Here is a 1,586-nt window from a genome sequence, read left to right on the forward strand (position 1 = left end):
GGCCCGTACCCTAAACCGACACAGGTGGTCAGGTAGAGAATACCAAGGCGATCGGGTGAACTGTGGTTAAGGAACTCGGCAAATTGCCCCCGTAACTTTGGGAGAAGGGGGGCCACCGCTGGTGAGGGCACATGCTGCCGGAGCTGGGGGTGGCCGCAGAGACCAGGGGGAAGCGACTGTTTACTAAAAACACAGGTCCATGCGAAGTCGTAAGACGAGGTATATGGACTGACGCCTGCCCGGTGCTGGAACGTTAAGGGGACCTGTTAGCTCTTCGGGGCGAAGCGGAGAACTTAAGCGCCAGTAAACGGCGGTGGTAACTATAACCATCCTAAGGTAGCGAAATTCCTTGTCGGGTAAGTTCCGACCTGCACGAATGGCGTAACGACTTCCCCACTGTCTCAACCACAGGCCCGGCGAAATTGCAGTACGAGTAAAGATGCTCGTTACGCGCGGCAGGACGGAAAGACCCCGGGACCTTTACTATAGCTTGACATTGGTATCTGAGTTAGCTTGTGTAGGATAGGTGGGAGCCGGTGAAGCAGCGACGCCAGTCGTTGTGGAGGCAGCGTTGAAATACCACTCTGGTTGATTTGGGTATCTAACCTGCGGCCCTGATCGGGTCGAGGGACAGTGTCTGGTGGGTAGTTTAACTGGGGCGGTTGCCTCCTAAAGGGTAACGGAGGCGCCCAAAGGTTCCCTCAGCCTGGTTGGCAATCAGGTGTTGAGTGCAAGTGCACAAGGGGGCTTGACTGTGAGACTGACAGGTCGAGCAGGGACGAAAGTCGGGACTAGTGATCCGGCACTGGCTGGTGGACGCGGTGTCGCTCAACGGATAAAAGGTACCCCGGGGATAACAGGCTGATCTTCCCCAAGAGTCCATATCGACGGGATGGTTTGGCACCTCGATGTCGGCTCGTCGCATCCTGGGGCTGGAGTAGGTCCCAAGGGTTGGGCTGTTCGCCCATTAAAGCGGTACGCGAGCTGGGTTTAGAACGTCGTGAGACAGTTCGGTCCCTATCCGCCGTGCGCGTAGGAGACTTGAGAAGGGCTGTCCCTAGTACGAGAGGACCGGGACGGACGAACCTCTGGTGTGCCAGTTGTACCGCCAGGTGCACGGCTGGTTGGCTACGTTCGGAAGGGATAACCGCTGAAAGCATCTAAGCGGGAAGCCTGCTTCAAGATGAGGTCTCCCACCCCGTTAAAGGGGGTAAGGCCCCCAGGTAGACGACTGGGTTGATAGGCCGGATGTGGAAGCCCGGTGACGGGTTCGAGCTGACCGGTACTAATAGGCCGAGGACTTGACCAACACATATGGTCGACGTATTTGCCGCATCCACTGTGCGATTCTGAACAAACCGAGCATCCCCGTGCGGGTCGAGGCTGGTCCATGTTCATAGTGTTACGGCGGTCATGGCGGAGGGGAAACGCCCGGTTCCATTCCGAACCCGGAAGCTAAGCCCTCCAGCGCCGATGGTACTGCACCCGGGAGGGTGTGGGAGAGTAGGACGCCGCCGGACATCTTCGGAGTCGAGGCCCACCCGTCCGGGTGGGCCTCGACCCGTATCCGGCCCCGGTTACCCCGG

At 58.6% G+C, this 1,586-nt stretch carries 2 rRNA genes; both read left to right on the plus strand.

The features are described from left to right. Positions 1-1,309: ribosomal RNA gene (locus ACNTMW_RS34245) — 23S ribosomal RNA — on the plus strand; the annotation flags it as partial. A 94-nt stretch (positions 1,310-1,403) separates the two neighbouring features. Continuing rightward, positions 1,404-1,520 (plus strand): 5S ribosomal RNA (gene rrf / locus ACNTMW_RS34250). The last annotated feature ends 66 nt before the right edge of the window (positions 1,521-1,586 follow it).

The sequence above is a fragment of the Planosporangium spinosum genome (assembly GCF_049999945.1).
GTDB classification, from domain to species: domain Bacteria; phylum Actinomycetota; class Actinomycetes; order Mycobacteriales; family Micromonosporaceae; genus Planosporangium; species Planosporangium spinosum.